The sequence below is a fragment of the Thermoanaerobacterales bacterium genome (genome assembly GCA_030019475.1).
In the GTDB taxonomy this organism is placed as follows: domain Bacteria; phylum Bacillota; class Desulfotomaculia; order Desulfotomaculales; family JASEER01; genus JASEER01.
The window spans coordinates 14,183-37,213 of the sequence record JASEER010000012.1; the positions used below are offsets into that span (position 1 = coordinate 14,183).

The 23,031-nt window shown below is 64.3% G+C and carries 24 protein-coding genes and 1 rRNA gene; all 25 read right to left on the reverse strand.

The annotated features are described in order from the left end of the window. Positions 1 to 60: 60 nt before the first annotated feature. On the reverse strand, positions 61 to 957 hold the full coding sequence (secF, locus tag QMC81_04820) for a protein translocase subunit SecF (GenBank protein ID MDI6906800.1): 897 nt from the start codon (positions 955 to 957) through the stop codon (positions 61 to 63). 18 nt (positions 958 to 975) lie between these two features. Further along, positions 976 to 2,208, reverse strand: coding sequence for a protein translocase subunit SecD (secD, locus tag QMC81_04825; protein ID MDI6906801.1), 1,233 nt, complete (start codon positions 2,206 to 2,208; stop codon positions 976 to 978). A 14-nt stretch (positions 2,209 to 2,222) separates the two neighbouring features. Then, entirely contained in the window at positions 2,223 to 2,882 is a 660-nt protein-coding gene (locus QMC81_04830) for an HD domain-containing protein (GenBank protein ID MDI6906802.1), read from the reverse strand. A 119-nt stretch (positions 2,883 to 3,001) separates the two neighbouring features. Continuing rightward, positions 3,002 to 3,292: a preprotein translocase subunit YajC gene (yajC, locus tag QMC81_04835; protein ID MDI6906803.1), complete on the reverse strand. Its 291-nt coding sequence runs from the start codon at positions 3,290 to 3,292 to the stop codon at positions 3,002 to 3,004. A 129-nt stretch (positions 3,293 to 3,421) separates the two neighbouring features. After that, positions 3,422 to 3,889 (reverse strand): CBS domain-containing protein, encoded by a 468-nt coding sequence (locus tag QMC81_04840; protein ID MDI6906804.1) that lies wholly within the window; start codon positions 3,887 to 3,889, stop codon positions 3,422 to 3,424. A gap of 132 nt (positions 3,890 to 4,021) precedes the next feature. Continuing rightward, entirely contained in the window at positions 4,022 to 5,158 is a 1,137-nt protein-coding gene (tgt, locus tag QMC81_04845) for a tRNA guanosine(34) transglycosylase Tgt (GenBank protein MDI6906805.1), read from the reverse strand. 92 nt (positions 5,159 to 5,250) lie between these two features. Then, positions 5,251 to 6,285 carry a tRNA preQ1(34) S-adenosylmethionine ribosyltransferase-isomerase QueA gene (gene queA, locus QMC81_04850; protein MDI6906806.1) on the reverse strand — a complete coding sequence of 345 codons (1,035 nt, stop codon included), beginning with the start codon at positions 6,283 to 6,285 and terminating at the stop codon, positions 5,251 to 5,253. Between the two features lie 9 nt (positions 6,286 to 6,294). Further along, complete coding sequence (locus tag QMC81_04855) at positions 6,295 to 7,533, reverse strand: VWA-like domain-containing protein (protein ID MDI6906807.1); 1,239 nt, start codon at positions 7,531 to 7,533, stop codon at positions 6,295 to 6,297. 16 nt (positions 7,534 to 7,549) lie between these two features. Continuing rightward, positions 7,550 to 8,788 carry an ATP-binding protein gene (locus QMC81_04860; protein ID MDI6906808.1) on the reverse strand — a complete coding sequence of 413 codons (1,239 nt, stop codon included), beginning with the start codon at positions 8,786 to 8,788 and terminating at the stop codon, positions 7,550 to 7,552. Continuing rightward, the gene (locus tag QMC81_04865; GenBank protein ID MDI6906809.1) at positions 8,751 to 10,037 is read right to left on the reverse strand and encodes a hypothetical protein; all 1,287 of its coding nucleotides are present in this window, start codon (positions 10,035 to 10,037) and stop codon (positions 8,751 to 8,753) included. Before QMC81_04865 ends, QMC81_04860 begins: the two co-directional genes overlap by 38 nt. 72 nt (positions 10,038 to 10,109) lie before the next feature. Continuing rightward, positions 10,110 to 11,549: a SpoIID/LytB domain-containing protein gene (locus QMC81_04870; GenBank protein MDI6906810.1), complete on the reverse strand. Its 1,440-nt coding sequence runs from the start codon at positions 11,547 to 11,549 to the stop codon at positions 10,110 to 10,112. 113 nt (positions 11,550 to 11,662) lie between these two features. Continuing rightward, a complete protein-coding gene (locus QMC81_04875; GenBank protein ID MDI6906811.1) occupies positions 11,663 to 13,405 on the reverse strand; it encodes an aldehyde ferredoxin oxidoreductase family protein in 1,743 nt (580 codons plus the stop codon). After that, entirely contained in the window at positions 13,398 to 13,811 is a 414-nt protein-coding gene (locus tag QMC81_04880; GenBank protein ID MDI6906812.1) for a 4Fe-4S dicluster domain-containing protein, read from the reverse strand. Before QMC81_04880 ends, QMC81_04875 begins: the two co-directional genes overlap by 8 nt. Before the next feature lie 24 nt (positions 13,812 to 13,835). After that, entirely contained in the window at positions 13,836 to 14,048 is a 213-nt protein-coding gene (locus tag QMC81_04885) for a DUF2905 domain-containing protein (GenBank protein MDI6906813.1), read from the reverse strand. A 20-nt stretch (positions 14,049 to 14,068) separates the two neighbouring features. Next, positions 14,069 to 14,623, reverse strand: a complete 555-nt coding sequence (locus QMC81_04890; protein MDI6906814.1) for an epoxyqueuosine reductase QueH — start codon at positions 14,621 to 14,623, stop codon at positions 14,069 to 14,071. A 73-nt stretch (positions 14,624 to 14,696) separates the two neighbouring features. Continuing rightward, entirely contained in the window at positions 14,697 to 15,731 is a 1,035-nt protein-coding gene (gene ruvB, locus QMC81_04895) for a Holliday junction branch migration DNA helicase RuvB (GenBank protein ID MDI6906815.1), read from the reverse strand. Positions 15,732 to 15,744: 13 nt separating this feature from the next. Next, on the reverse strand, positions 15,745 to 16,347 hold the full coding sequence (gene ruvA / locus QMC81_04900; GenBank protein MDI6906816.1) for a Holliday junction branch migration protein RuvA: 603 nt from the start codon (positions 16,345 to 16,347) through the stop codon (positions 15,745 to 15,747). Beyond that, positions 16,344 to 16,832, reverse strand: a complete 489-nt coding sequence (gene ruvC, locus QMC81_04905; protein ID MDI6906817.1) for a crossover junction endodeoxyribonuclease RuvC — start codon at positions 16,830 to 16,832, stop codon at positions 16,344 to 16,346. The genes ruvA and ruvC overlap by 4 nt, the downstream gene beginning before the upstream one ends. 42 nt (positions 16,833 to 16,874) lie before the next feature. Beyond that, a complete protein-coding gene (locus tag QMC81_04910; protein MDI6906818.1) occupies positions 16,875 to 17,462 on the reverse strand; it encodes a hypothetical protein in 588 nt (195 codons plus the stop codon). Positions 17,463 to 17,602: 140 nt separating this feature from the next. Beyond that, complete coding sequence (locus QMC81_04915; GenBank protein MDI6906819.1) at positions 17,603 to 18,331, reverse strand: YebC/PmpR family DNA-binding transcriptional regulator; 729 nt, start codon at positions 18,329 to 18,331, stop codon at positions 17,603 to 17,605. Between the two features lie 35 nt (positions 18,332 to 18,366). After that, the gene (gene nadE / locus QMC81_04920; protein MDI6906820.1) at positions 18,367 to 19,095 is read right to left on the reverse strand and encodes an NAD(+) synthase; all 729 of its coding nucleotides are present in this window, start codon (positions 19,093 to 19,095) and stop codon (positions 18,367 to 18,369) included. A gap of 189 nt (positions 19,096 to 19,284) precedes the next feature. After that, positions 19,285 to 20,628 carry a DNA recombination protein RmuC gene (rmuC, locus tag QMC81_04925; GenBank protein MDI6906821.1) on the reverse strand — a complete coding sequence of 448 codons (1,344 nt, stop codon included), beginning with the start codon at positions 20,626 to 20,628 and terminating at the stop codon, positions 19,285 to 19,287. A 55-nt stretch (positions 20,629 to 20,683) separates the two neighbouring features. Next, a complete protein-coding gene (locus QMC81_04930) occupies positions 20,684 to 21,283 on the reverse strand; it encodes a hypothetical protein (protein ID MDI6906822.1) in 600 nt (199 codons plus the stop codon). Positions 21,284 to 21,470: 187 nt separating this feature from the next. Then, positions 21,471 to 22,598 carry a Vms1/Ankzf1 family peptidyl-tRNA hydrolase gene (locus tag QMC81_04935; protein MDI6906823.1) on the reverse strand — a complete coding sequence of 376 codons (1,128 nt, stop codon included), beginning with the start codon at positions 22,596 to 22,598 and terminating at the stop codon, positions 21,471 to 21,473. 236 nt (positions 22,599 to 22,834) lie between these two features. Next, a 5S ribosomal RNA gene (gene rrf / locus QMC81_04940) occupies positions 22,835 to 22,947 on the reverse strand. Positions 22,948 to 23,031 lie beyond the last annotated feature (84 nt).

The window sequence follows — 23,031 nt, forward strand, 5'->3', positions numbered from 1 at the left end:
CCTGTTTGTGCCGCTTCAGGCGACCGACCACGCGCCTCGCAGGGCGGCAACTTATAGAACCTACGCCCGGGCGCGCGCCAGCCGTCCTTCCGGACGGCTGTCTCCCCCGTCCTCAAACCGCTTCATTTCATACCACAGCGGGCTGGCGACAAAGATCGAGGAGTAGGCGCCGGAGGTGATGCCGACGAGCAGCGCCAGGGTAAGGGTCTTAATCGTCGCCCCGCCGAAGAAGTATAGGGCGAGGAGGATGAAGAGAACCGCCAGGACGGTGTTGATCGACCGCGCCAGGGTCTGCATCAGGCTGGCGTTGATCACGTCAAGCAGCGGCTCGCCCTTGTGCGGCCCGCGGACATTCTCGCGGATGCGGTCAAAGATAATGATCGTGTCGTTGATGGAATAACCGAGAATCGTCAGGATCGCCGCCACGAAGGCGCTGTCCACCTCCAGTCGAAAGAGGGAGAAAACGCCGAGGGTTATCAGGACGTCATGCAGGAGAGCGATGACGGCTGCCACGCCCTGTTTGAACTCAAAGCGGATTGAGATATAGATCAGCATCAGGACGGAGGCGATAGCCAGCGCGAGCAGGGCGTTGCGCGTCAACTCCTTGCCGATGACCGGCCCCACCTTTTCATTCCGGAGGACCTCTTCAACCCCCAAATTGTCCTGGAGAGCGGCGATGACCTTGCCGTTCTCCTCCTCCGTAAGCACCCGGGTGCGGATGATCGCGCCCCGCTCGCCGCTGGTCTGGATCGGGCTTCTCTCCAGGCCGAAGTCCCGCAGCACATTGCGGATCTCGTCTACGGTGACGTCCTCCTGGAACCGGAACTCCATCAGGTTGCCGCCCGTGAAGTCGATTCCCAGGTTGAGTCCCTGGGTGAAGAGGGAGATGATCCCGGGAATAATGACCAGGAGTGATAGGATATACCAAATTTTGCGCCGGCCGATAAAGTCAAACATTCTTCCTTTCTCCCTCCCCTACATCCGGTAAAGCTTCGGGTTTTTCGCCCCGGCCGCGGCGACGGCATGCAGCAAGAACCGCGTGAAGGTGATCGCCGTGAACATGCTGACCAGGATACCAATGGTCAGGGTGACGGCGAAGCCCTTGATCGGGCCGGTCCCGAAGTAATAGAGAACAATGGCGGCAATGACCGTTGTCACGTTGGCGTCGAAGATGGCCACGAAGGCGCGCTTGAAGCCGATGTCGATGGCCGACCGCAGGGTGCGTTTGGCGCGCAGCTCTTCCTTCAGGCGTTCAAAGATGATGATGTTGGCGTCGATGGCCATGCCGAGCGACAAGAGGAAACCGGCGATGCCGGGCAGGGTCATGGTTACCTTGAACGCCACATAGATCAGAAGTACGATCAGGGCGTAGGCCACCAGGGCAAAGTTCGCCACCAGGCCCGGCAGGCGGTAATAGGCGATCATGAAGAGCAGGATGGCCCCAAAGCCCACCAGCCCGGCCGTGATCGACCGGTCAAGGGAGTCGGCTCCCAGGGTCGGCCCGACCGTGCGCTTCTCCATGACCTCCAGTTTCACGGGCAGAGCGCCGGAGCGCAGCAGGACGGCCACGCGGTGCGCCTCATCCAGGCTGGCGTAGCCGGTGATCTGCGCCTTACCGTCGGGGATCGGTGTCTTCACCACGGGGTTCTGTATCAACTGCTCGTCCAGGAAAATCCCGATCGGGCGCCCGACGTTGGCGGCCGTGACATCGGCGAAGATCCGCGCCCCTTCCTTATCAAAGGTCAGGTTGACCTCGGCCTTGCCGGACTGCGGGTTCAGGGCGTCCTGGGCGTCTTTCAGGTGTTTGCCCGTGAGGACGGTCTTGCCGTCCTCAGTCTTGAACTCCAGGAAGGCCGCCTTGATCAGGGTGTTGACGACCGCGTCCGGATCCTTGACCCCGGCCACCTCGACAATGATCCGGCGGCTGCCTTGCTGCTGGATGACCGGCTCGGTGACCCCGAACTGGTTGACCCGTTCTTCCAGGATAGCGATCGTATCCTTTACTGCCTTATCGGTGATCTTGACCCCCGGCGCCTCCTTGGCCTCCAGGACGACGTGCACGCCGCCTCTCAGGTCCAGACCAAGCTTGATGGCCTTGGTCCAGGGCAGCCACGGCACGCTTGGAAACAGCTGCTGGACGGCCAGGAGGCCGACAAAGGCCACCATGGCGACCAGGGCCACGATTTTAGCAATGTTCCTCCCTCTCACGCTTGCTTCTCCCCTTACAACAGTTTGGCGCCGTTAATCACCAGTTCAAAATTCGATTTCAGGAAATTGGCCGCCCGGCGGCAGAGGGCCATCCGCGTCAGGAAGATTTCAAAGTACTCCATGACAGGACAGATCTCGATGTCAATGGATAACTCCAGGGTGATCGTCCGCCGCTCTTCGTTGACCCACACAAAAGAATGCTCCACCGCGTAGTTCACCCGGTCGTGGATGTCGAAGGTGGCAAAGTCCGGGTTGCGGACGCGGGAGCGGTGCACGTCGGATTTGTCGGCCAGGATCAGCGCCGCGGCGACGTCATTGACCGGCTGGCCGTACTGTTCCTCGTGGTTGGCGATGGCCGAGATGACCGTGGCCACCTCGTCCGGCGGCATTCCCATGCCCGTAAGCACCTGAAAACAGATCAGGGCCCCCGAGATACCGTGGTCATTCCGGCTGACGACGTTGCCCACGTCATGAAGGTAGCCGGCGATGGCCGCCAGTTCGGCGTCCCGTTCCGGGTAGCCCAGGCGCTCCAGGATGTTGCGGGCGATACTGGAGACCAGGTTAACGTGCCGGTAACTGTGCTCGGTAAACCCCATGGCCCCCAGGTACTGGTTGCCCTTGCGGATGAAACTGTCCAGGATGGGGTTGGCCTTGACATCCTGTAAAGTGATCAACCCGCCGGCCCCCTAGGACGCCCCTGAATGATTTCGGATCTCAGCGATGCGCCGCCGTGCAATGTTCAAGCGCCATCCGTCCCATTCCAGACCAGTCTTTGAACCAAAGGCGGCTGCCTTTATCCCTGCTCGCCGCCTCCGGTCCTGGTTACCTGGGCGACGGAGCCCTTCAAAAGCTCGATGCGTACGTTGTCGGCCACTCGCAGTATAACCGTATTGTCCTTGACCTTGACGACTGTCCCCAGGATGCCGCCGGCGGTGATGACCTCGTCGTTGACCTGCAGGTTCTTGATCATCTCGGCATGCTTTTTCTGGCGGACCTGCTGCGGCCGGATGAGCAAGAAGTAGAGCAGAGCGAACAGCCCGATGATGTAAATAATGGAAATGACGTCGGGACTCAGTTTTGCCAACCTCCTTTCCGAATATCGTATAGCGTATGAGATTTCTACTCACCTGGCGGAATCTCCTGTTTGCCGGCAGGGGTTAATATGGCGGCGGACCGGGGTTCCGCCCTTTGCCGGGGGTCCGACGCCGCGTCCTTAATTGCCGTATGACGCACGAATGATGTCCTGGCGGCTGACAATGCCCACCAATCTCTGTTCCCGGTCCACGACAGGCACCCGGTTCACGCCCTTGTCCGCCATGATGGCGGCCACCTTCGTCATCGGGTCGTCGGGAGCCACGGTATGTACTTTCTTTGACATCAGGTCGCCGATCTTCCGGGCGATAGCACGCCTGAACTCTTCGTCAAAGCGCCGGGGGTTTTCGAGGTAGAGAACGCCGCCCATGAAGACCGTGTACAGCGGGCCCCTGACGCCCTTTTCCTGCAGCACAAGATCAGCCTCGCTGACGATTCCCACGAGCTTTCCCGCGTCGTCCACCACCGGAAGGCCGCTGACGTGATGCTCCAGCAAGAGCCGCGCCGCCTTCTCCACATCGTCCTCGGGGCATACCGTGATTACGTCCCGGGTCATAATGTCCCGGGCCAGCAGGTTCTTCTCCGCCAATTCCCCTCACCCCTTTTGTGAAATACTACCTGATGCGGCATCGCACTGTCAAATGGGACGTCCCCGTTCCCGGCGCCGCGGCGGCGTATCCCCCGGAGAGTCCGGCGACGCCCGCCCCGGACCTCGTGCCGATCAGGTCTCCGCCGGGGAAGGCCCGTCCCCCGGCGCATAGTCACGTAGAAAGCGCTCCTTCAGCTCCCGCAGGCGGTCCTCCCGGATGGCCTCGCGGACGGCCCGCATCAGGTCCAGGACAAAGAACAGGTTGTGGATCGTCGCCAGCCTGAGGCCCAGGATTTCGCCGGCGCGGAAGAGGTGGTGCAGGTAGGCGCGGCTGAAACGGCGGCAGGCATGGCAGCCGCAGCTCGGGTCGACCGGCCCGAAGTCGCGGGCGTGTGCGGCGTTTCTGATGTTGAGCCGCCCGGTACGGGTCAGGAGCGCCCCGTGCCGCGCCATCCGGGTCGGCAGGACGCAGTCGAACATGTCCACGCCCCGGGCGACGCCCTCCAGCAGGCAGTCGGGAGACCCGACGCCCATGAGGTAGCGCGGTTTTTCCGCCGGAAGGTGCGGGATGGTCCATTCGAGGACCTCGTACATCAACGGCTTGGGCTCACCCACGGACAGGCCCCCGATACCGAAGCCCGGAAAATCGAGGGCCGCCAGTTCGCAGGCGCTCTGCACCCGCAGTTCCCGGTAAACCGACCCCTGGACGATGCCGAAGAGCGCCTGGTCCGCGCGACGGTGCGCCGCGCGCGCACGGGCCGCCCAGGCCGTCGTCCGCCGCAGGGCGGCCTCGGCCTCTTCGTATGTGCAGGGATAGGGGGCGCATTCGTCGAGGACCATCGCAATGTCGGAGCCGAGCGCATCCTGGATGGCCGCCACCTTCTCCGGAGTGAAGTAGTGTTCCGAGCCGTCGATGTGGGAACGGAAAACCACCCCGTCGTCGGTGATCTTTCGCAGCGGGGCCAGGCTGAAGACCTGAAAACCCCCGCTATCGGTCAGGATCGGCCCGTCCCAGCCCATGAAGCGGTGCAGCCCCCCGGCTTCCCGGACCAGTTCCGCGCCCGGCCGCAGGTAGAGGTGGTAGGTGTTCCCGAGGATGATCCTGCCCCCCAGGTTCCAGACTTCCTCAGGAGTCATGGTCTTGACGGTGGCCTGGGTGCCCACCGGCATAAAGACCGGCGTCTCGACCGTTCCATGCGCCGTGGTCAGGAGCCCCAGCCGCGCGCCGGTGTGCCTGTCTTCTTTAAGGATTTGAAATCCGAAAGACACCTTCAGTTCTCCTTAACCCCCACGAACTCCGGCCCCGCAAGGGGCCTGATTTCGCCGCCGCCAGGCGGCCGATTTCGCACCCACCTGGGGTTTCACAGAATCAGCATCGCGTCGCCGAAGCTGAAGAACCTGTACCTGCGCTCGACGGCCTCCCGGTAGGCCGCCAGGATCAGTTCCCGCCCGGCGAAGGCCGAGACCAGCATCAGGAGCGTCGAGCGAGGCAGGTGGAAATTCGTCAGCAGGGCATCGATCACCTTAAAGCGGAACCCGGGATAGATGAACAGCTCCGACCAGCCCGCACCCGGCGGCACCGTGCCGTCCGGGAGGGCGGCCGTCTCCAGGCAGCGGGTACTCGTCGTCCCGACGGCGATCACCCGGCGCCCCTCCCGCTTGGCGGCGTTCACGGCCTGGCTTGTCCCCTCCGGGATCCCATAGTGCTCGCGATGCATCCGGTGGGCGGTGATATCCTCGGTCTGGACCGGGCGGAAGGTATCCAGGCCGATGTGCAGCACCAGCGTCGCTGTCCTGACCCCGGCGGCGCGGAGGGAGCGCAGGAGTTCCGGCGTGAAATGCATCCCCGCCGTCGGGGCGGCCGCCGATCCCGGCTCCCGGGCGTAGACCGTCTGGTAGCGACCGGGGTCGGCCAGGGGTTTTTTGATGTAGGGAGGCAGAGGGACTTCCCCCGCCTCTTCCAGGACCGCCTCGAAGGTTTTCCCGGCCGGCAGGCTGAAGCGTACCAGCCGGCCCCCGGCGGCGGTGCGGGCCACAACCTCCCCGCGGAGGCCGGCGGCGAATTCCGCGACCGTCCCCGGCGGGAGGCGCCGCCCGGGCCGGGCAAGGCACTCCCAGGTGTTCTCCCCCTCCCCGCCCGGCCTGAGCAAGAGAAGCTCCACCCGGCCGCCGGAGCCCGCCTTACGGCCGTATAGCCGTACCGGAAGGACTTTGGTCTCGTTGAGGACCAGTAGGTCGCCGGACTGGAGGTAGTCCCCGATGTTACGGAAAACATGGTGCTCGATGCACCCCGTGGCGCGATGAACGACCATCAGCCGGGACGCCGTGCGGTCGGCCGGGGGCTCCTGGGCGATCAGTTCCGGCGGCAATTCGTAGTCAAAGTCTGAAAGGTGCATGGTGAACCTTCATTTCATAAGAATGAGTCGTGTCCGGGGCAGGGCCGGATCCCGGTCGGTGGTTACGAACACCATCCGCGCCGCCCTTGCCGCCAGGCGGCGGTAAAGGCGCAAAGTGGCCGCGTCCCCGAGGTCTGCAATGTGGCCGTCGGAAAGGATGACCACCATGTCCTGGGGGGCCATGTGCCGCGCAAGCTGCGCCAGCGCGGGGGCCAGGACGGTCCCCCCGCCCCCCCGCATTTCGGGTGCCAGGCGGCGCCGGACCTGGGTCGCGGTGTTCACCGTAACCACCGGGTAAGCCTGCGCGTCCCAGGGAATCACCCTCAAAGTACAGTTCTGCACGCGGGACAGGGACCAGACCTCGGTCAGAAAACGGCCCAGGCTGTGGTCGTCGATCGAGCCGGAGCAATCCACCAGGGTCCAGATGGTCCGTAACCCCAGGCGCTTGACCCCGGGGAAAGACTCGTAACGGCGGGAAGGGCGCTGCCAGGTCGTGACCACGGTCCGGCCGACCCCCTCCTGCAGGCTCCCTCTAAGCTGCCGCCTCCAGTCGATCTGCGGCCGCAGGGCGGTCTTGACCGCCCGCGCCAGGTCGCCGGGCATCAGGCCGGCCTGCCGCGCCGTCACCAGGGCCTCGGCAACCGCTGTGAGCCAGTGCGTCTCCGGGTCGTCCCCCTCATTCAACCCCCCGTCCTGGACCACTTGCCCGCCCGGTTCGGGCCCCCGGTCAAGCAGGTCCCGGGGCATGCCCTCCGGGGCGCGGAGCGGCTTCGCCGCCGATGTTTCCTCCAGCAGCCGGTATACCTCGGCCGCCGAGGCACGGCGCAGGTCTTCCAGTCCGATGTCCCGTCCCGCGGTCCTGAGGTATTGCCGTACCCCGGCCGCCGTTACCGGCTGCCCGGCGGCCTTGTCATAGCCGTGAACAAAAAGCATCTCATTGACGACCATGTCGGTGGACAGGTTCCAGAGTTCGCGGTCCTTGCCCGACACCTGCCACGGGTGCCCGAAGGCCAGGTGCAGCGCCTCGTGCAGCAGAATAAAGGTCTTCGCCTCAACCCCGTCCAGGCCGGACCAGAAAAAGGGATTGACAATGACCTCGCCTGAAGACGTGGCGCCTACCGTCTCAATCCGGTCGTGGACCAAAAGGCGCATCTTCCGCAGGAGCAGGCCCAGGAAGGGGGCGCGCAGGAAAAGCAGGGCCTTGATATCCTCAAGGTCCTGCCGCATACTCTTGGCCAGCGTAAGCAAGCTTTTCCCCTCCCCGCTACTTCAGCAGGTCGCCGACCGCCGCGTACGCATCCCGGACCTTGTGGGACTGGGCGCACATCTCGAGGTAGACGGCGGCGTGCCAGGGCGCCGTAAGACGGTTGGCCAGGGTGAACCACAGCAGGGTTAAATACTCCCGGCTCTGAGCGGCCACGGCCTCCAGTAGCCCGACCGCCGCGCTGACCGCCGGGCGAACGGCGGCTCTCGCCAGTGGCATTTCGATCTCCGCCGGACAGTCCCCTGCGATCTCGCCGCCGGCTTCCGCCAACCTTTGCCCGATGATGACGACCGCGATATAGCGTTCATCGACATCCAACCGTTCGAAGAGCGCCGGCTCCTGCAGGAGTTCCTCGTAAGTAGGGACGGAACTCTGCCTGAAGGCGAAAAGTTTTTCCCCGACTTCAGGGCCCAGGGCCGCAACGCAGAGGATACGGATCGACGCGCTGTCCAGGCCGGCTTCCGCGGCCGCCGCCAGGTCCCGCGCCAGGAAGGTGTAGCTGCGGGGTGTCGGAAAACCTTCCATGGTCTCCCCTTCCTCGGGCACCCGGCAGAAGTCGTCGGGGAACCGGGAAACGTAGGCGAACACCTTTTCGTCGCTTCGCGGGTAATGGGCGCCCATCCAGCGCAGCCACTCGCGCACCGCCGGCGGTCGCACGCCGAAGCGGTAGACCCGGTTGAGAAGGGGCGCCGGCAGAAGGTTGGCGATCGAACTCTCCTCCGGCCGGTTGCCGGCGGCCACCACCTGCACCTGCGGGCCGAAAGCGGTAAAGCCGGCCGCCCTGTCCTGGATGAGCTTGTAGGCCGCGGCCAGCACATCGGGGCGCTGGACATTAGTCAACTCATCCAGGAAGAGAATCCCCGGCACCTCTGAGAGGAGCACGGCCCACTGGGGCGGGTGATAGACCAGTTGCTTGCGGCCCCCGACGGTAACCGTGACCGGGCGGCCCAGGAGATCCACCGGCTCGGTCTCAGTCAGCCGCAGATCCACGAACATGAAATAGCGGTCGGGCGCGGCATATAAGTCGGCCAGGTCGATGCCGTCGAGATGCTGCCTTTTGTATTCTACAAGACGGCGGCCAAGCATGCCAGCGGTTTCTTCCGCGGCTTCCCTTACCAGCACGCTCTTGCCGATTCCGGGCGGGCCGAGAAGGAGCACACTCCGCCGGGCATCAGTACGGTACAGGAAAAAGAGCAGTTCCTTAACGGCTTCGGGCGTCAAAGCATCGGCTCTGTTCAAGCGACGCACCCCCTTTTTCCATGGCGATCATCGTCCGCAGAAAGGACGGGAAACAAGGATGGTGGGACAGATCCCGTAAGACCATCGCCGTGTCGCTGGTAAAGGTCCAAAGGCAAACGGCGGCGGCCATAGCCGTAACAGCATCCTCGGTGCAGTTCGGATGCGCCAGCGCGCGCAGCCGCACCGTCCGGTAGCTGTCGGTCAGGAGGACGGCCAGCACCCCGGGGGGGCAACCGGGGTTTTCACTTACCGCCAAGCGCACCCCCCCTTCTCGGTCGCGGGCCAGGTCCCGCAGCACCCAGGCCGGCGCTGCGGCATTGGCCGCCACGCGGGCCCGCACAACCGGGCGCGTGTCCAACGCCTGCCCGGCCAGTACCCCCGGCGGGGTCCGGCGGTTCGCCGCCACAGCCTCTCTTACCCGGGGGTTGCGGTCGAAGGCCAGCGCCGCGAGAATCACCCGGGGACAGCGCCGGTTCCGCGCCACCGCCTCCCGCACCTGCGGGCCGCCGTCCCGCGCCAGGTCCGAAAGCAAGGATACCGGGGAGGCGGCGTTGGCGGCGATGCGGGCCAGGAGAGAAAGGTCAGGATTGGGCGGAAGGGTATGCGGGGCATAGTCATCCATGTACACGACACGGAACGCCAGGGGTCTCCGTTTCGCCGCCAGCCGGAGCAGCACCTGAACCGGGGCGGCAGGGTTGGCGCTGACCGCCAGGCGCAGGGAAAAGCTCGGGGCCTCGGCCAGGTCGGCCAGGACCCACGGCGGGCAGGCCGGGTTCAGGGCCGCCGCCTCCTGTAAGACTTCGTCCGGTGAACAGGCCAGGGCCACAATCTCATCCTGCGGAAGAGACGGGTTGGCCGCCGCCCGCCTGACGACCCAGTAATCGGAGTCCGCCGCCAGTAACCGCAGCGTTTCCGGCGGAGCCGACGGGTTCGCCGCGACCGCCCCGCGCACGGCGCTGCTGGGGTCATCGGCCAGTTGCCGGCTGAGCCGGGCCGGGCAGGAGGGGTTTGCCGCCACCGTCTCGCGCAGGCGGGCATCGCTATGACCGGCGAAGGAGGCCAGGACGGCCGGCGGGCAGTTCGGGTGCGAGAGCACCCGGCGCCGGAGCGAGAAGTCGCCCCCCACTGTCATACGGGCCAGGATATCCGGCGTGCATCCGGGATGGCCGGCGGCAAAATGCCTCAGCCAGAGATCGTTGCTCCCGGCGAACGAGCGTAACAGGCCGGGCAGGTACGGCGCCCCGTTCATGAGCAAAACACCCCGGTATTAGTCTATTAACACCGGGGTGTAAAAATATACTATTTGGGCGAATCGTGAAACCTAGTACGCGTAATTCGTCACAATCTCTGTATCGGCGTAATAATGGCGCAAAATATCGCCGTAACTGAAGCCGGCTTCGGCCATGCCCCGGGCGCCCCACTGGCTCATCCCAAGGCCGTGGCCCCAGCCGTTGCCGGTAAAGGTAATACTCAAAAGCCTCCCGCTCCGGTCGGTCTTTTTCATCATTGTGAAATAGGAACTCTTCAGGCCGAATGCGATCCTGACCCGGTCGGCGTTATAGATCTCCAGCTGGGCGGGACGCCCGTAGGGATCCAACCCCGTCACCCGCACCTTTTCGACCCGCCTGCCGGTCGATGTCCGCTCCAGTTCCTCGATATCGAGCACGGTCTGGGCTATACGGCCGCGGCTGGGTTCCGGCGGCAACGGCTCACCGAAGATGAACCCCTTGGCGGCCATCTGCGCCGCCAGTTGATCAGCCGAATAACTGACCTGCCAGCCGTAATGCGCTGGATTCCTGTCGTAGGGGTCGTCCTGGGCGCGGATATAGGGCAGCCGGGCGGTCCAAACGTCCTCAGCGTCTTCAGTGCACCCCCCGCTGCTGGAATGGAAGAAAGCGGCGATCAGTTCCCCGCGATGCACCAAGACCACCCCCCGGGTCGCCTCGACGGCCGCCGTGGTTTCCGGCCGCTCCCATTCGGCACCGTGATACACCTGGCTTCCCGTGTTGGGGACGACATCGTAGTCCCTGTTGCGGGCCTTCACCCGTTCAAGGGCGTACGTCCGGGCGGCCACCGCCTGGGCCTTCAAGGCCTCCGCCGGCCAGCCGTACGGCATCTCGCTGGGTACCACGCTGTAAAGGTACTGCTCCACCGGCAGCTCGTTTACCGCCAGAATGGTGTCGCCGCCTGTATTCTTAATGACGAGGTCCCCTCGGTACCGGCGGTAGCTTCCTTCAACCTGCAGGGCAAAAGTGGCCTGTACAGCAGAACCGCCTTCCAATGTCGTCATCCCGGCGGCGCTGCGGACAGTATAAGAGCCGGCTGGCGGAAGAGATGCCAGGCGGCCTTCGCCGGTCACGGCCGTCTTGCCGGAGTCCAGGGAGACTTCGCCATCCCTTCCTCCGGCCCCGGCGACGGTCACCGGCTTTCCCTTAGCACCGCGCAGGACCACCGGTCCTGAGAAGGTCCCCAGAGTCTCACCGCCGCGCAGCACCTGCAGCCGGTCCCCCCGCGGCCGGACCTGCCACGTTTCGCCGGCGGCGCAGTCGGCAATTAACGCTCCGGAGGCTGTGTTGACCAGGGTATAGCCCTCCCCGGCCCGGAAGCTCACGTCGGAGACACCCTGGAGCAGGGCCACACGGACCAGAGGTTCCTCGCCGCGGACGCCGGCCGCCGTTCCGGTGGCGAGCAGCAAGACAAGCAAACAGGCCAGGATGAGGAAGGTTCCCTTCCGGCCTGAATGTTTGACTCGCTTAGCCAAATCAATGCCTCCCCTGTCTTTGTCCCGTCCCTCTCTTGGCATTCGACACAAAACGCGGGTCTCCTGCCACCGGATGGCAGAAAACCCGCGTTCAGGCAGAAAAGGAAGCCCTATTAAGCGCGTGCGGCGATGCGCGCGCGGTAACGGCTCAGAAGATCCCCCAGGACATCCTCACGCAACGTTCCCTGAAGGGTGGACGTCTCGAAATAACGCCGGGGAACGGTGACATGCGAAAGATCGAAACCCATGCGTTTTTTGGCCGCCAGCTTCAGGTCGAAGATCTCCGCCCCGAGCTGCGCCAGGTCCTCGGCCCCCGCCGGGACACCAAGGGCGTTCAGCGTCCGGACGACCGTCGGCGGGTCGTAAATGTTGCGGGCGAAGAGGCAGACCCCCAGGGAGTTTAAGACGTTCCGCCACTCTTCCTCCGCGATCAGCCGGTCGACGACCCCTTCAGGGTCTTCCCCCAGCCCGGGCTCCTGGTCCAGGGCATAGCCGGCGTTGCACAGGTGGGAATGCCGCGCCCCGACGGTCTGCCCGAGGATGAAGGCGTAGCCGGTATGGTAGCCGGCCATTTCATTGTTCCCCAACAAGCAGGCGAAGTCCCGCCCGCCCAGTTCGGCCGTCGCCCGGTGCAGGCCCCGGGCGAGAACGGCGTAAAGGGGGGTGGGCTGCTCCACCAGCCCGTGGAGAGCGGCAAGGTACCCATCCAGGTCCCCGAACCTCAACTCGGCGCCGAGGTCCGCGGTGTGGATCAGCCCCTTTTCCAGGGCCTCGGTCGCCCAGCCCAGGACAACCCCGCTGGAGATGGCGTCCAGGCCGAGGGCCTCGACCGCTTCGATCAAGGCATAGACATCCCCCGGCTCGGAAAGTCCCAGGAAGGATCCCAGGGCATAGATCAGTTCGTAGTCGTAGGCCAGCGTTATGCTTTCGTATTCGTGCCCTTCGGCGAAACTCCGGCGGTAAAGGCCCACATGGATACAGCCCACGGGGCAGCCGGGACAGGCAAGCTTACGGATCAATGTCTTTTGGGCGAAGGCTTCCCCGCTTATCCGCTCGGCGCCCTCGAACCGGTTTTCCCGCAGGTTACGTGTCGGCAGGGCGCCCATCGCGTTGAGGCTCAAGACATTCCCCGCCGTGCCGAGCCCGTGATACTTTTCCATCACCTCGGTATCCACGGCGCGCGCATGGATCTCTTCGTACACGGCGCGGTAGGCCCGGCGGTCCGGGATGGGAATACTCTTCTCCCCGTGGACCACCATCGCCTTCAGGTTTTTCGCCCCCATCACCGCGCCCAGGCCCAGACGCCCGAAATGCCGGACGGTATCGACGTTGACCCCGGCGAAGGCCACCCCCCGCTCCCCGGCCGGGCCGATCCGCACGATGCTCCGAAAACCGCGCCCCTGCTCCCACTCGCGCAGGCACCGGCCGGTCTCTTCGCAGTCCAGCCCCCAGAGGCCCCTGGCGTCTTTGAACGACACCCCGTCCCGGTCCACAACCAGGTAGACCGGCCGTTGGGCCCTACCGGTCAGGTAGACGGCATCGTAGCCGGCAAAGCGCAGGGCCATGGCCAGGCGCATGCCCGCGTAGCTTTCCCCCCATTCGCCGGTCAGGGGCGAGCGAAAGACGGCCGCCGTCTTCGTGGCCAGGGGAAAGACCGTGGTAAGGGGGCCGATGCCCAGGACAACCGGCTGTTCGGGCGCGGAAGCCTCCGCGTCCGGCACCAGGCCTTCAGTAAAGAGCTTGGCCGCCACGCCGACCCCGCCCAGGTAGCGGGCCAGTTCCGGGCGCTCGTCCACCCGCCATTCCCGCCGGCCGAGGTCGATATACAAAACCCGGACAGTGTTGGCGTCAAGCATCGGCCGCACTCTCCTCCATTACCAGCACGTCATGGGGACAGAAACGCGTGCACGTCCCGCACTGAATGCAGACTATGGCCCGACCGTCCGTATCGAGACGGATGGCCCGCACCACGCAGGCCTCCACGCAGGCCCCGCACCCGCTGCACTTGTTGCGGACGAATCTCACCCCTCCGCCCGGCCGCGGGAGGAGGGCCCCCGCCTGGCAAGCCGCGGCGCAAGGGGCATCCCGGCACCCGATGCAGACGTCCGCGGCCAGTTTGCTCTGCAGGCCGCCGCGCGTCCGGATCTGGACGGCGCTGTGGGACGGCGAATAGTCACCGTAAACGGCGCGCGCGCAGGCCAGCATACAGGAGTAGCACGCGATACAGCGGGCCATGTGTTTTACTGTCAGAACCTTGGGCACGGGCATGACCTCGCACTGTTTTTTTTAGCGCCGCCAAAGGAAGAAAAGGTTCAGCAAAACGGTAAGGATGATACTGAGGATGATCCCGGTGGCGATGGGAAAGTAGAAGCTGAAATTGCCGCGCTGGATGAAGATGTCGCCCGGCAGCCGGCCGATACCCGGGATCTTGCCCAGGAGCAGCATCAGGCCTCCCGCCGCGAGCAGCACCGCACCGGCGATGAGCAGGAATTTCGCCATGCTGTTAAAGAGGTCCAAGGCTAACGTCCCCCCTTGTCTTTCTTGCGACCCGGCGCGTAACGCTCGTACTCCGAGAAGAGACAGCCGCAGTATTGCTGACGGTACATCCCGAGGTCGCGGGAGCGCTGCGTGGCATCCTTGAAGCCCTCGCGGAAGTCGTGGTAAAGAAAGGAGACACCGAATTCGCGTCCGGCGGCTTCGCCGATGGCGCGGATCAGGTCATGCTTTTGGAAGGGGCTGACGAGCAAGGTCGTGGTGAAAGCGTCAAACTTGCCTCGCCGGGCGACACCCGCCGCCTGCCGCAGACGCAGGGTGTAGCAAAGGCGGCAACGTTCGGCCTCACGATAGGCCACGTGGCGGAAGTAGTCCTCCAGGCGGTAGTCCTTGGCGACGATAAGGGGCAGGTCCACCTGGGCGGCGTACGCCTCCAGCGTCTCCCGCCGCTTCAGGTATTCCGTGTAGGGGTGGATGTTGGGGTTGAAGAAGTAACCCTGCACTCTGTGCCCCTCGGTACGCAACCATTCCAACGGGTAGATGCTACAGGGGCCGCAGCAGATATGCAAAAGCGTCTTCACGCGCCGTCCATCCCTTACTGTCCTGAACTACTCCTAGGGCACTCCGGGCTCAGGGGTCTTTTACATTATCAGTCTACCACAATGTATCCTGTCGCTGCTCCTGCGGAGCCGCCAGCCCCAGGTGCCGGTAGGCCGCCGGCGTGGCCACACGGCCGCGCGGCGTGCGCGCCATCAGTCCGACCTGCAGCAGGTAGGGTTCGCAGACGTCCTCCAGGGTCCCCGCGTCCTCGCTGGTGGCCGCCGCCAGGGTATCCAGGCCCACCGGCCCTCCCCCGAAGGCCTGGACCAGGGTCGCCAGCAGGCGCCGGTCGGTGCCGTCAAGCCCCAGGCTGTCGACACCGAGGAAATCGAGGGCCGAAGCGGCGATCTCACCTGTGACGACCCCGTCACCCCTGACCTGCGCGAAATCGCGCACCCTCTTAAGCAGGCGCGTGGCCACCCGGGGCGTGCCCCGCGAACGGCGGGCGATCTCCCCGGCCCCCTCTTCATCGATCGGCACCTTGAGAATCCCCGCCCCGCGGAAGATGATCGCTCTCAGCTCATCCTCACTGTAGAACTCCAGGCGGCTGATGACCCCGAAGCGGTCACGAAGCGGGGAGGTCAACATGCCGGCCCTGGTCGTAGCCCCGACCAGGGTGAAGCGGGGCAGTGAAAGCCGAAGGGACCGCGCCCCGGGCCCCTTCCCGATGACGATGTCCAGGGCGAAGTCCTCCATCGCCGGGTAGAGGATCTCCTCCACCGCACGGTTCAGACGGTGCACTTCGTCAATGAACAGGATATTCCCGGGCTCCAGGTTCGTCAGGATGGCCGCCAGATCCCCGGGACGCTCAATGGCCGGACCGGATGTGACCCTGATGCTGGCGCCCATCTCCCTGGCAATAATGTGCGCCAGAGTGGTCTTGCCCAATCCCGGCGGTCCGAAGAGAAGAACATGATCCAGAGTCTCACCCCGGGAGCGGGCGGCGTCGATGAACAGGCGCAGCGATTCCTTAACCTGTCCCTGGCCGATGAACTCGTCGAGGGTCGTGGGCCGCAGACCGGACTCATCCGCGTCCTCCGGGCGGAGGCGGCCGGCCACGATCCGTTCCTTCCCTTCCTCTTCACGCATCATACCGCCCCCCCTAAGTCCGTCCCAAGCGCTGCAACGCCTTCTTCACCAGCTCGGCCGTGTCCTGACCGGCGTCATCCCCGCCGGAACCCGCAACGGCCGTTACGGCGTCCAGGGCTTCACCCGTCCCGTAGCCAAGGGCGATCAAGGCCGCCACCGCGTCGCCCACCGCCGACGACAGGCCGGCGGCGCCGCCCGCCGGCGCCGCCTCGGCTTGGGCTGCCTGGTCCTTCAATTCCACGATCATCCTCCGGGCCGTCTTCTTACCCACGCCGGGGACGGCACAGAGGAGCGCGGTGTCCTCCTGGACAATAGCCTGCCACAGGCGCTGCGGCCCGAGCCTTCCCACGGCGGCCAGAGCCGTCCGGGGCCCGATACCGCTGACACCCAGCAAGCGTAAAAAGGCCGCCCTCTCCGCCTCGCTCCCGAGGCCGAACAACTCGAGGGCGTCTTCCTTGACCACCAGGTGGGTGTAAAGCCGTACCGTTTCTCCTATCGCCGGCAGCCGTCCGATCAACTCCGGCGAAACGAAAACGCGGAAGCCGACGCCGTTGACCGCCAGTACCACAGCGTCGGCCTCGGCGGCCAAAAACCTTCCTTCCAGGAAAGCAATCATCCGCCCCATCTCCCTCCCCGCCGGTAACAATGGCACACGGCCACCGCCAGCGCGTCGGCCACATCATCCGGCTGAGGAATTTCAGGGAGGTTGAGGATCGCCCGCACCATGTACTGCACCTGCCTTTTGACCGCCCGCCCGGAGCCCGTCACGGCGGACTTGACCTGCGCCGGGGAATACTCGAATACAGCGGCGCCCGCCTCCGCGGCCGCCAGGAGGGCCACGCCCCGCGCCTGCCCCACCGTCAGGGCCGTAGTGACGTTACGGTTAAAAAAAAGCTGTTCCACTGCGACTTCCTGCGGCCGGTGTTCGGCAAAGACATCCGTTAGTTGGCGAAAAAGACGACGCAGCCGGTCAGGCGACGCAAGATTCGAGGGGGTGGTCAGGGCGCCATAAGCCAGAACGCGGAAGGACGCGCCTTCCGCGGGAATGAGCACCCCGTAACCCGTGAGGGCGATCCCGGGGTCGAGGCCCAGAACGATCATGCGCCATCTCCTCCCGGCCCACTTGTTCGACAGCCGGCTGAGCTAATCCTGCAGTTCATCAAGGTTTTCCAAAACCGCGGCGGCCGCATCCTCATTGGTGAACTCGAACTCCTGACGAAGCTCCGCCTTTACGGCCGGCACCTGCCGGTCAAAGGCCATCGCCTGTTTAAGCCTTTCCTGCAGGTCAGGAGGCAAAAGGCCGGCTGGCGTTTCCGAGACGCGCCACAACCGCTCGTTATGGCCGAGAGGCCCTTCATATACCGCCACATAGTCCCCGTAAAGGCCCAGGTGGCGCAACGGGGCGTGCGCGGGGCAGAACTCCTGGGCGTGCCGCGTGATGAGTAGGCTTTCCGGCAGGTTGAGGGTCACCGACCAGCCCTCGGCCGACGGGTACCGCTCGAGCAGGCCGGCCAGGTCCAGTCCCACCATTTCGTCCACCGCCGGGCCGTCCCGCACCGTGGCGCTGTCGCCGCACAGGTATACCCGTTCCTCGATCACCCGGGTGTCCGCGGTGACCATATCGCCGCGGTTCAGCAAGCGGGCCACGTCCACATGACGGTAGGCGAGCCCCGCCCCGGCCCCGGCGAGAGCCGCCAAAAGAACGATCAGGGCAACTACCTTTTTTCGCATTGGGTCCTTCCTCCAGCATACTCTTTGTGCTAGTTATTGCCGGGAAGGACCTGGAAAATACTTGGGGCCGCCCCACGACAGCCCCGTCCAATCACCGATTACCGATTTAATTTCTAATTTCTAGTTTCTAATTTTCCGATCTACTGCTCCTCCAGGTTGGTGTAGACCTCCTGGACATCATCATAATCCTCGAGGGCCTCGATCAGCCGGTTAACCTTTTCGGCTTCCTCTCCGCTCAGCGGCACGGTCGTCTTCGGAATGCGGGTCAACTCCGCCTCGGCGATCGGCAGGCCCTGGGCCTCCAGCGCCGCGCGTACCGCATTGAAGTCCTCCGGCTTGGTCAGGACCTCGAAGCTGTCCTCTTCGGTCTGTACGTCATCCGCCCCGGCTTCCAGGGCCGCGAGCATCAGCTCGTCCTCGGAGATATCCGTCCGCGCCCGGTCAATAATGATTAGCCCCCGGGGCTCGAAGAGCCAACTCACACAGCCGGCCTCCCCCAGGTTACCGCCGTGCTTGGAGAAGAGGTGACGGATATCGGCCGCCGTCCGGTTGCGGTTGTCGGTCATCGTCAAGACCAGCATCGCCACCCCGCCGGGGCCGTAACCCTCGTAGGCGACCTCCTCGTAGCCGGCCCCCTCGCCGCCGCCCGTTCCCTTCTGGATGGCGCGCAAAACGTTCTCATTCGGGAGGTTGGCTTCCTTCGCGCGCTGAATAGCCGCCTTAAGGCGGAAGTTGGCCTCCGGGTCGCCGCCGCCCTCCCGGGCGGCAACGATGATCTCCCGTGCCAAACGTGTAAAAACCTTTCCCTTCTTGGCGTCTACGGCAGCCTTCCGCCGCTTGATGTTGGCCCATTTGGAATGTCCGGACATCGATCCACCTCAAGCCGCAGAATAGACTTCGCTTCTTACACCGGGGGGATCAGGGGCATCATGCGCTTGTGTTCGCTCTTCGCAATCCAGCCCTCAATGATTTCACGGGCGCGCGGTGAGCCCTTACCGAGTAGGAGGTAGTCATCCAACTCGCGGTAAGTAACCCCCAGTTCGGTCTCGTCGCACTGGTTTCGCCAGAGTCCGGCCGACGGCTTACGCTCGATAATACGTTGCGGCACGCCAAGCGCGGAGGCCAGAGTATAGACCTCGCCCTTGACCAGGTTGGCCAGGGGTAACAGGTCCGCCCCGCCGTCACCGTATTTCGTGAAGTAACCAACCATTAACTCGCTCCTGTTGCTGGTCCCGACAACCAGCGAACGGCGACGCGCCGCGTGGAAGTAAAGGGTAGTCATTCGCAGGCGCGGCTTAATGTTGGCGATCGTCAGGTCACAGCCGGCGGGATCGTAGGTTTCCCCGCACAATACCTTCAAGAACTGTTCAAAAACATCGTCCAGGACGATGGTCTTATAGGGGATCCCCAGAGTCTCAGCCAGGAGGCGCGCGTCCTCAGCGTCGCGCGGGTCGCTGTGGCACGGCATGATTATGCCCAGGGTGCGCTCCGGCCTCGCACGCTGGCAGAGGGCAGCCGCCACGGCGGAATCGATGCCCCCGCTCAGGCCGACGACAAAGCCTTCCGCTCCGGCGGCACGCAGCTGCTTGTCAAGCCACTCCGTCAACTTGGCCGCCAACTCTCTCTCCGCCACAAACCAACCCCCTATACCAAAACAAAATGATCTAAACCCATCTTAGCACGCTTGACCCTCGGGCGTAAATATTAAGGGTTCTTAAGTAGCCACGGTCAGGTCCCGTCCGTGTTCCTTAGCCAGATGCCGTTAGCAGGCCGTGCAGGAATCGCCCATCTGATATTCACCACCCCCCAAGCCGCAATACCGTTACGGGGCTTCGCCGGTCCCCGTCGCCTGGCGCAGGGCGGTATCCACCGGCTCCAGCAGGCACGGCTCCCTTTCCGGGTTCCCCGCGCCCAGTTCCTTTAATCGCCGGGCCCCGGGCATGACCCGGCCCTCCCATGAACCAACGGCCGCATTGTAGGATTGCACGGCCTTGGACAGCCCGTCCCGCATCCTACCGAGGTGTTCGGAGAAAACGACCAGGCGGTCAAATAACACCGTTCCCTCGCGGGCGATGCGCTCCGCGTTCTCGGCCAGTTGCTCCTGCTGCCAGATGTGGGCCACCGTGCGTAGAAGAGCGATCAACGTGGTGGGGGTGGCCAGGATGACCCGGTTGTCGATCCCGTATTCGATCAGCCCCCGGTCCTGCTCAAGGGCGGCGCTGAAGAAGGACTCCCCCGGCAGGAAGAGGACGACGAAGTCCGGGCTGGGCTTGAACTGGCTCCAGTAGCTTTTTGCGCTCAGGGCGCGCATGTGTTCCCTTACGGCACGGGCGTGGTGGGCCAGAGCCGCCTGGCGGGCGGCCTCGTCCGCCGTTTCGACGGCCTCCAGGTAGGATTTCAACGGGACCTTCGCGTCAACCACAACCGTCCGCCCGCCCGGTAATTGTATCGTCAGGTCCGGGCGCAGGCGCCCTTCCTCCGTGGTCACCGAGGTCTGTTCCTCAAAGTCGCAGTACCGGCTCATTCCGGCGACCTCGACCACCCGGCGGAGAGTGATTTCGCCCCACCGCCCCCTCACCTGCGGGGCGCGCAGGGCCTGCACGAGCCGGGCCGTTTCCTTCTGCAGCTGCTGGTGCGTGGCGGTCAGTTCCTCCAGGTGTCTCTTCAACCCCCCGTAGGCTTCCTGCCGAACCTGCTCAAGAGACCTGATCCCGGCCTCGTAACGTTCCAGGGCCTCCTTGATGGGCTGAACCAGGCCGGCGATGGCCTCCTGGCGCCGCCCCAGGTCGCCCCGGGCCACCGACAGCTGGCTCTCCAGGGTTTCCCGTGCGAGGTCCAGAAAGAGGCGGTTATTGTTCTTCAAGGCCTCGGCCGAGAGGGCGTTGAAGGTGTCCGTGAGCTTCTGCTGCGCCTCTGAAAGTATGGCCTTCTCCGCCTCCAGCGCGGACCGCGCTTCCTCGAGCCGCGTCTCGGCGGCCACCCGCGCCTCCCGCTCTCGATCCAGATCGGCGCGCAAGGCTTCCAGTTCTCCGCTTTTAGCCTCCATCTGCGCCCTCAGCTCGGCCGCCACGCTCTCCGCGGGGCGCGCCCGCGCCCCGGCCCAGAGCCACCCCACGACGGCACCCAGAATAAAGCCGCCAAGAACTAGAAGGAACCCCGCTTCCATTATGTAACCCCCATAGCCGCCTCTTTGAAAATCTCTGACACCGCCCTTCATTAATTTAGACGGTTGGCAACCGTTTCCTGCCTGCTGTACGTTCCTTGACAAGCAACCGCTGGCATTCTAAGATCTTTTCGCCGGGGGTTGAGATACCTCGGTTGGTATCGAAGGGGGTTAGGCATGGAGTTGCCGTGGCGCGCTGGTATGCCGCCATTGCCTTGCGGCGGTCGCGGAGGCGATACGACCCCCGCCCGCTGGAGGCGGCCCAACTCAAGGAACTGAAGAGGGTCTGTGAGGAGTTCCGGCCGTTTGCTGAGGCGCGGGCCGTCCTGGTGAAGCCCCCGCGGAGAAGGTCTTCCGGGGCGCTGTGGGCCACTACGGCCAGGTCAAGGGCGCGCCGGCCTTTGCCGCGTTCGTCGGCCTTGTGGATAGCCCGCATGTGCAGGAATACGTCGGCTACACGGGGGAGGGAATCGTCCTGGAGGCCACGGCCCTTGGACTGGGCACCTGCTGGGTCGGCGCCTTCTTCCGCCCGGGGGCGGTCGCATCCCTCGTCGGCCTGGGCCCCTCGGAACGAGTCCTGGCCGTCACTCCCCTCGGCTGCGTCTCTCAAGGCTGGACGCTGGAGGAAAAGGTGATGGCCGGCTTTGGCCGTAACCACCGCCGGCATCCTCTTGAACAACTGGTCCGGGGACTTGAAAAGGAGGAGCGGCCGTCCTGGATGGATGCCGCCCTGGAAGCCGCCCGGCTGGCTCCTTCGGACGTCAACCGCCAGCCCTGGCGTTTCACCGCCAGCCGGGGAGCGGTTACCGTTGCTGTGGGACACAAAAGATCACGGATAGCCCGCGTCAGTAGCGCAGTATGGCGCCGATATACCCCGCCCGGGCTAGAGCGGGATGCCCCTGGCGGACGACCTCCACCAGGGCCCCCTGGTCCGCGGCCATCTGTACCACGAGATCGACAAGACGCGGGATTTCCTCCATCATGCCGTTGCAGAATGGGCAATCGCCATCCGCCGTTGTAAACAGCTGCCCGCAATCCTGGCAGCGGTACCCGCCGGACTGGTAGCCCGAGGTAACGGCCAGCTTCCGGATCCTGCCCTGCACCGCGCTGAAAGCGACATCGTCGAGGCCGATGACGGCCCTTCCGCCCTCCGCGACCGCAGCCGTGATCTCCTCCACGAATTGGTCTTCCATCGCCCTTTCCACCTCACTCATCACCGACTGGGTCGTGGTCAGCAAGTCACCCCGGTCAACAACCGTCTCTTCCTTGAAGAAGGTCAAGATCTTGCTTTCCGCTTCGGCCGGCAAGAACGACCGGAAGCGAGACACAGCCTCCACCGGCCCGGCAATAGCGATGCGGCCGATGTAGCCGGAGGAAAGCATCGTCTGCAGCAAGTCGGCCACGCCCTCCAGGTGACGGTCCACGTGATATTCTATGTGGCGCGCGTAGCGCGTCTGGCTCAGGGCGAACCAGCCGCCTTTCTTGTGTTTCCCCGGGATATCGTCGCGGCTCGCTTCGGTATACTCCACCACCTCACCGAGTTGAACAAGGAAAAGCCGTGCCGAACGCCTGTCCACCAACACGATGACATAAGGCTGGTGGTCATCGAGCAAGGCAAAAAGCGGTTTTAAGTACGGCCGCTGGTCGATCACCAGGACGTCCCTTACAGGAATGGCCAGGTGATATTCACGCCAAACGCCGAGCGGACCGCAGGCAATGATGGCCAGGCCTTTCTTAAAGTCGCTCCGGGCCAATGCCACATAATTGGCCAGCCTCTCCAGGTCATAGGCCAAGGCGTAGCGTTGTTCCCGGTCTTCCACAGCGGGTACGGCGTCGCGCAATAGATTTTTAAGACGTGTCACGTACTCCGCCCGCGGATTGGTTGCCGGGTCAACGTCCAGGTAAAGGCTGCAATAGTAATACTCCCTGTCCGGCAAGGACATGAGTTCAGAGACCTCTTCCCGCGTCAGCATCAACTAACACCTCCTCCGGACTTTGTGAACACCGTAACAACCCCCGCTGATGTTTGCAACCCTTCCCAGGGTTTATAGCCCACAAGCTCGTGACTTGTCCCAAAGTAATGGCGTAACAGACGTGTACGATCGCTCAAAAAAGCCCTCTTTCGTCACTAGAGGAGTCCCTTCGGGCTCCTAAAAGATTATCCATATGTGAAAACCTCCTGCTTACTGCAGGAGGTTTTCGAAGATAGTTCCGGCGGCGACCTACTCTCCCGGGGGAACCCCCAGTACCATCGGCGCTGGAGGGCTTAACGGCCGTGTTCGGGATGGGAACGGGTGTGACCCCTCCGCCATAGCCACCGGAAATTTGAGATGTGGGAGGTGAGAGGTGGGAAGTGGGAGGGAGCCCATTCCTTATCTCACTGCACATCTATTTTTCGCTTTTTTT